5 protein-coding genes are annotated in these 5452 nt (G+C 73.2%); 3 read left to right on the top strand and 2 right to left on the bottom strand.

All coding sequences use genetic code 11. The features are described from left to right. Positions 1-156 precede the first annotated feature (156 nt). Entirely contained in the window at positions 157-1017 is an 861-nt protein-coding gene (locus BFF77_RS27205; RefSeq protein ID WP_066954810.1) for a fumarylacetoacetate hydrolase family protein, read from the top strand. Between the two features lie 211 nt (positions 1018-1228). Here BFF77_RS27205 and BFF77_RS27200 read toward each other — a convergent pair whose 3' ends face one another. Continuing rightward, the gene (locus BFF77_RS27200; protein ID WP_079125540.1) at positions 1229-1783 is read right to left on the bottom strand and encodes a heme-degrading domain-containing protein; all 555 of its coding nucleotides are present in this window, start codon (positions 1781-1783) and stop codon (positions 1229-1231) included. Further along, positions 1780-2883 carry a Gfo/Idh/MocA family oxidoreductase gene (locus BFF77_RS27195; RefSeq protein ID WP_066954807.1) on the bottom strand — a complete coding sequence of 368 codons (1104 nt, stop codon included), beginning with the start codon at positions 2881-2883 and terminating at the stop codon, positions 1780-1782. The genes BFF77_RS27200 and BFF77_RS27195 overlap by 4 nt, the downstream gene beginning before the upstream one ends. Before the next feature lie 47 nt (positions 2884-2930). Between BFF77_RS27195 and BFF77_RS27190 the strand changes: the two genes are divergently transcribed. After that, positions 2931-4334, top strand: coding sequence for an ROK family protein (locus BFF77_RS27190; RefSeq protein ID WP_079125539.1), 1404 nt, complete (start codon positions 2931-2933; stop codon positions 4332-4334). Between the two features lie 243 nt (positions 4335-4577). Next, the coding region (locus tag BFF77_RS27185; RefSeq protein ID WP_066954805.1) for a hypothetical protein at positions 4578-5452 on the top strand (875 nt) is incomplete at its 3' end.

Genomic DNA, 5452 nt, shown 5'->3' with positions numbered 1-5452 from the left:
CCCTGGACCTCCCGCCGGACCCCGGGAGGTCCGGCGGGAGGTCCAGGGTGTGAACTGGGTCTTGCGGAGTGATCCGATGTCTTGGAGGATCAACCAATCCCCCGATGGCCACGCCCATCGGCTTGGCAATTGCTCGACCAGAGGGAGAGACAGACGATGAAGCTGCTGCGTGTCGGTACGGCGGGGGCGGAGCGCCCGGCGCTGCTCGACGAGGACGGGACGACCCTGAGAGATCTGTCCGCGCTGGTCACGGACATTGACGGGGCTCTGCTCGCCGACGAGACCGCGCTCGACCGGATCAGGTCGGCCGCGGCCTCCGGCGAACTGCCCGTGCTCGACGGCGACGGCGTACGAATCGGGCCGCCGCTCGGCCGGATCGGCAAAATAGTGTGCATCGGGCTGAACTACCATGATCACGCGGCCGAGACGGGCGCGGAGATACCGAGCGAGCCGATCATCTTCTTCAAGGCGCCCGACACAGTGGTCGGACCTGAGGACACCGTCCTGGTGCCCCGGGGCAGCACCAAGACCGACTGGGAGGTCGAGCTCGCGGTCGTCGTCGGACGGACCGCCCGCTATCTGGACTCGGCGGAGGAGGGCTTCGCGCATGTGGGCGGGTACGCGATCTCGCACGATGTCTCCGAGCGCGAGTTCCAGATAGAGCGCGGCGGCACATGGGACAAGGGCAAGAACTGCGAGACGTTCAACCCGCTGGGGCCCTGGCTGGTGACGGCCGACGAGGTGCCGGACCCGCAGGCGCTGTCGCTGCGGCTCCGGGTGAACGGTGAGCTCCAGCAGAACGGGACGACCGCCGACCAGATATTCGGCGTGGGCGAACTCGTGCGGTACGTCAGCCAGTTCATGACGCTGTACCCGGGCGATGTCATCAACACGGGGACGCCGGCGGGGGTGGCGCTGGGCAAGCCGGAGCCGAAGCCGTATCTGCGGGCGGGCGATGTGGTGGAGCTGGAGATCGAGGGACTGGGCGCCCAGCGCCAGGAGTTGAAGGACGCGTAGCGCCTTCGGACTGAGGCGCGGGCGAGCAGGGAGGCGTCGGAGGGGCGAGTCGGGCCGTCGCACGAGCCGGGAGCGCCGGACGGATCGAGGCCGTCGGACGAGTCGTGGGAGCGCCGCCGTCGGCCCGGGCCGGGGCCGGGGGTGTCGGACGAGCCGGTGAGAGGCCCGGGGCGGGGCGGTGCGCACCACCGCCCCGGGCACCGGATCCGGCTCAGCCGCGCAGTCGCTCCAACGCCTCCACCACCATCGCGTGGTCCTCGGCCTGCGGCAGGCCCGAGACCGTGACCGTCCCGATGACGCCGACGCCTTCCACCGCGAGGGGGAACGAGCCGCCGTGGGCCGCGTAGAGGTCCGGGTCGAGGCGGGAGGACTCCTCGAACGTGCTCCCCTTGGCCCGGAAGTGGGTGCCGACGAGGAACGAGCTGGCGCCGTACCGCTCCACGACCCGGCGCTTGCGGTCGATCCACGCGTCATTGTCCGCCGACGAGCCGGGGAGCGCGTAGTGGAAGAGCTGCTGGGCACCCCGGCGGATGTCGATTGCCACCGGCGCGTTCCGCTCGCGTGCCAGCTCGACCAGCAGCGTGCCCAGGGCCCAGGCGTCGTCGTGGGTGAAGTGACGCAGCGTCAGGCGAGCTTCCTGCGCTTCGAGCTCGGCGACCGTCGGCGCGGGGTCCGGCTCGGGTGCGGGAGTCGGCGCGGGCTCCGGGGCCGGCTCCGGTGGTACGGGAGTCGGCTGGGGCTCCGGCTCGGGTACGGGGGCGCTCATGATTCCGTCTCCATGGTGATCGTGGTGCCTTCCTGGGCCGAGCGGCGTGCCGCCTCCAGTACGTCGAGCGTCGACGCGGCCTCGTAGGCCGTCACCGGAGGCGCGATGCCCTTGCGCAGTGCGGTGGCGATTCCCGCGTAGTAGGCCGGATAGTCGCCGGGTTCGGTCTCCACCGGGTGGCCGCCGCCTGTCAGCGGCGACTCTCCCGCGCCGATCCGTCCCCACAGCGACTCGGGCTCCATACCCCAGGTCGTGTCCGTCCCCGGGCGCCGGCCCTCACGCAGGTCGGCCTCCTGCGGATCGAGTCCGTACTTCACATAGCCGGCCGACGAGCCGAGCACCCGGAAGCGCGGGCCGAGCTGGGCGGTGGTGGCGCTGGCGTACAGGTGGGAGCGGACACCGGTGGTGTGGGTGATGGCGATGAAGGTGTCGTCGTCGGCCGCGGCGCCGGGACGGCGTACGTCCACCTCCGCGTACACCCGTTCCGCCGGGCCGAACAGGACCAGCGCCTGGTCCACGACATGGCTGCCGAGGTCGTAGAGCAGCCCGCCGATCTCCTCGGCCGCGCCCGACTCGCGCCAGCCGCCCTTGAGCTGGGGACGCCACCGCTCGAAGCGGGATTCGAAGCGCTGCACCTCGCCCAGCCGGCCGGTGTCGATGAGCCGGGCGAGGGTGAGGAAGTCGTTGTCCCAGCGGCGGTTCTGGAAGACGGAGAGCAGCAGTCCGCGGTCCTCGGCGAGGGCGGCCAGCTCGCGTGCCTCGGCGGCGGTGCCCGCGACGGGCTTGTCCACGACGACCGGCAGTCCGGCTTCGAGAGAGGCCCTCGCGAGGGGGACATGCGTCTTGTTGGGCGAGGCGATGACGATCAGATCGAGCGCGTCGGCGCGCGCCAACAGCTCGTCCGGCGACGCCGCGAACCGTATGTCCGGGAATTCCGCGCGCGCCTGCTCCCGGCGCTCCGGGTTTCCGGTGACGACGGTGTCGAGGACGAGCCCGTCCGTGGCGGCGATCAGCGGGGCATGGAAGACGGAGCCCGCGAGGCCGTAGCCCACGAGTCCGACACGCAGAGGAGGGCCGGTGCGGGCGCCAGTCAAGGTCATGGCACCACTTAAGCAACGGCGTTGCCAAAGTGCAACCACAAGGGACAATGGCGGACGTGAAGAGAAGAAACGGGGATGCCGCAGGAACGGCCGGAGGCGGTTCCGGAGCTGGTGCGGGAGCCAATCTGCCGGCGCTGCGCAGTTACAACGCCGCGCTGGTGCTCGACCTGCTGCGCGCGGCGGGCGACGCCGGGATCAGCCGACTGGAACTGGCCGAGCGGACCGGGCTCACCCCGCAGGCGGTCAGCAAGATCACGGCCAGACTGCGTACGGAGGGCATGGCGACGGAGGCCGGCCGCCGCGCCTCCACGGGCGGCAAACCGAGGACCGTGCTGCGGCTGGTGCCGAGCGCCGCGTACGCGGTCGGGCTCCACCTCGACCGCGACGAGGTGACGGCGGTCCTGGTGGACCTCTCCGGCGCGCCGGTCGCCGTACGGACATCTCCGCTCGACCTCGGCGCGGGAGCGGAACGGGTGGTGGAGGCCGCGGCGGTTCATGTGGACGCCGTACGGGCCGAGGCGCTGCGGGTTGGGTCCGTACGGGCGGAGACGCCGCGGGCCGGGTCGGTACGGGCCGGGTCCGTACGACCGGGATTCGCACCCGCTGAGTCCGTACGGGCCGAATCCGTACGGGCGGACGCGCGCCACGACGTGCGGCGAACCGCGCGGACCGGCGGCGGGGCCGGTGCCGTTGCGGGCGTGTGGCCGGAGGAGGTTCCCGGTGGACGGGAGCCCGGCGCGCCGGCGGTCGCCGTCTCCGGTACGTGGGCCGACGGCCGGCCGGGCGTGCGGGACGTGCTCGGGGTCGGGGTCGCCATGCCGGGGCCGCTCGACCACCGCGCCGGAGTGCCGGGACGTGTCACCGGCTTTCCGCAGTGGGAGGGCTTTCCGCTGCGCGAGGCGCTCGCCGCCCGGCTTCAGCTCCCGGTCGTACTCGACAAGGACACCAACGCCGCCGCGCTCGGCCTCGCGCTGCGCGGTTCGGGTGACTCCTTCGCGTATCTCCATCTCGGTACGGGCCTGGGCGCCGGACTGGTCCTCGGCGGCGCGCTGCACCGCGGTGCCCGTACCGGCGCCGGGGAGTTCGGTCATCAGGTCATCCAGCTCGACGGCCCTCCGTGCGACTGCGGCAACCGCGGCTGTGTGGAGGCGCTCTGTCTCGCCGCCGTCGCCCGTGGCGAGCCGGCCGAGGCGGCGCGGGTGCTCGGCGCGGGGGCGGCGAACCTCGTCGGGCTGCTCGACATCGACCGCGTCCTGCTCGGCGGCCGGACGATCGCCGCGCACGAGGAGTGTTTCGTCCAAGGCGTCGGCGCCGTCGTGGCCGAACGCGTCCGGGGCGCGGTCGTCCCGGTGACGGCGGCCGACGGCGGCCCGTATCCGGTCGCCGAGGGGGCGGCGCAGCTTGTCCTCGCGCCGGTCTTCGGACATCGGCGGGCACGGGAACTGGGCTGACGGAGTTGTTCGTGTGATTTTCGGGCCGCCCGGGGCCGTGGCAGCCGGGACGGGCGGTGGGCGTATGGCAGCGTCGGAGGATCTGATGGCGGCCGGACCGACGAGGAAAGCGCCTCCCGACGCGCCGACGCGCCGACGCGCCGACGCGCCGACGCGCCGACCCGCCCGACCCGTCGGACTGCCGGACCGCCTCCCCGCCCGCTCCGACCGCCCGCCGCGCGACCAGCAAAGGCCCTGCCACCCATGCGACTGCGTCACGCCCCCGCCACCGGAGTCACCGCAGCCGCTCTGGCCGTCGCCGCCGTGATCATCGCTCCGACGGCGGCAGCCTGCGCCCCGCCCGGAGGCGTGCTCACCTCCGCACGGGCCACGGCGCTCCCGCCCGCACCCGCGCCCACACATGCGTCCTCCCCGGCGAACAGGCGCGAGCCGAGGTGCGGCAAGGTCTCCGACCCGGAGTTCCCGATCACCACCCATATCCACGGCGGACCCGACGACTACCGGCCCGGCGGTGCCGCGGGCACCTGGTCGCTGGATCTGACCAACACCACCGGCGAGGTGTGCCGGGACATCCACCCGGTCCTTGTCCTGGTCGACCGCCACCGGGCCCTCCATGTCTCCCAGCTCACCCTGGAGATCACCGACGGCGAGGGACGCTGGCGGACGCTGCCGCTGGAGAAGACCGAGCGGGACGAGATCATCGGCGTACTGGACGACGGTTCGCCGGGCCTCGCCGTACCGGCCGGCCGTACGGTCAGTGTCCGCGCGCGGCTCGCCTTCGCCGCGGGCACGGAACCGAACAAGATCATCGTCACGGCCGCGACCGTCCAGCGGCGAGGCAGCGACGGAGACTGGGTCGGTGAGTCCAACGCCTATCGCCTCTCCCTCCGGGCGGGCGGCGGCAACGGTGACAGCGGTGGCCGCCGAGGCGGCGCGGGCCACGGCAAGGGGGCCGAACAGGGCGACGGCGGCGGCCCCGGCACGGGCGAGCGTGGCCGTACCGCGCCGCGTACGCCCGCGCCCACCGCCGGGCATCCCGCCCCCGGCGACCGGCCGCCCGGCTCCCAGCAGTTCGCCCGTACTGGGTCCGGCGGCTCCGGCGGCGATCTCCTCGGCCG

Source organism: Streptomyces lushanensis, from assembly GCF_001700515.1.
GTDB lineage: Bacteria > Actinomycetota > Actinomycetes > Streptomycetales > Streptomycetaceae > Streptomyces > Streptomyces lushanensis.
The sequence above is the reverse complement of the archived record's forward strand: the minus strand, read 5'-3'. Positions and strand labels throughout refer to the sequence as shown.

Excerpts from the sequence above, each read along its gene's own strand:
- BFF77_RS27205 (WP_066954810.1), top strand. The coding sequence starts at position 157 with ATGAAGCTGCTGCGTGTCGGTACGGCGGGGGCGGAGCGCCCGGCGCTG.
- BFF77_RS27200 (WP_079125540.1), bottom strand. The coding sequence starts at position 1,783 with ATGAGCGCCCCCGTACCCGAGCCGGAGCCCCAGCCGACTCCCGTACCA.
- BFF77_RS27195 (WP_066954807.1), bottom strand. The coding sequence starts at position 2,883 with ATGACCTTGACTGGCGCCCGCACCGGCCCTCCTCTGCGTGTCGGACTC.
- BFF77_RS27190 (WP_079125539.1), top strand. The coding sequence starts at position 2,931 with ATGGCGGACGTGAAGAGAAGAAACGGGGATGCCGCAGGAACGGCCGGA.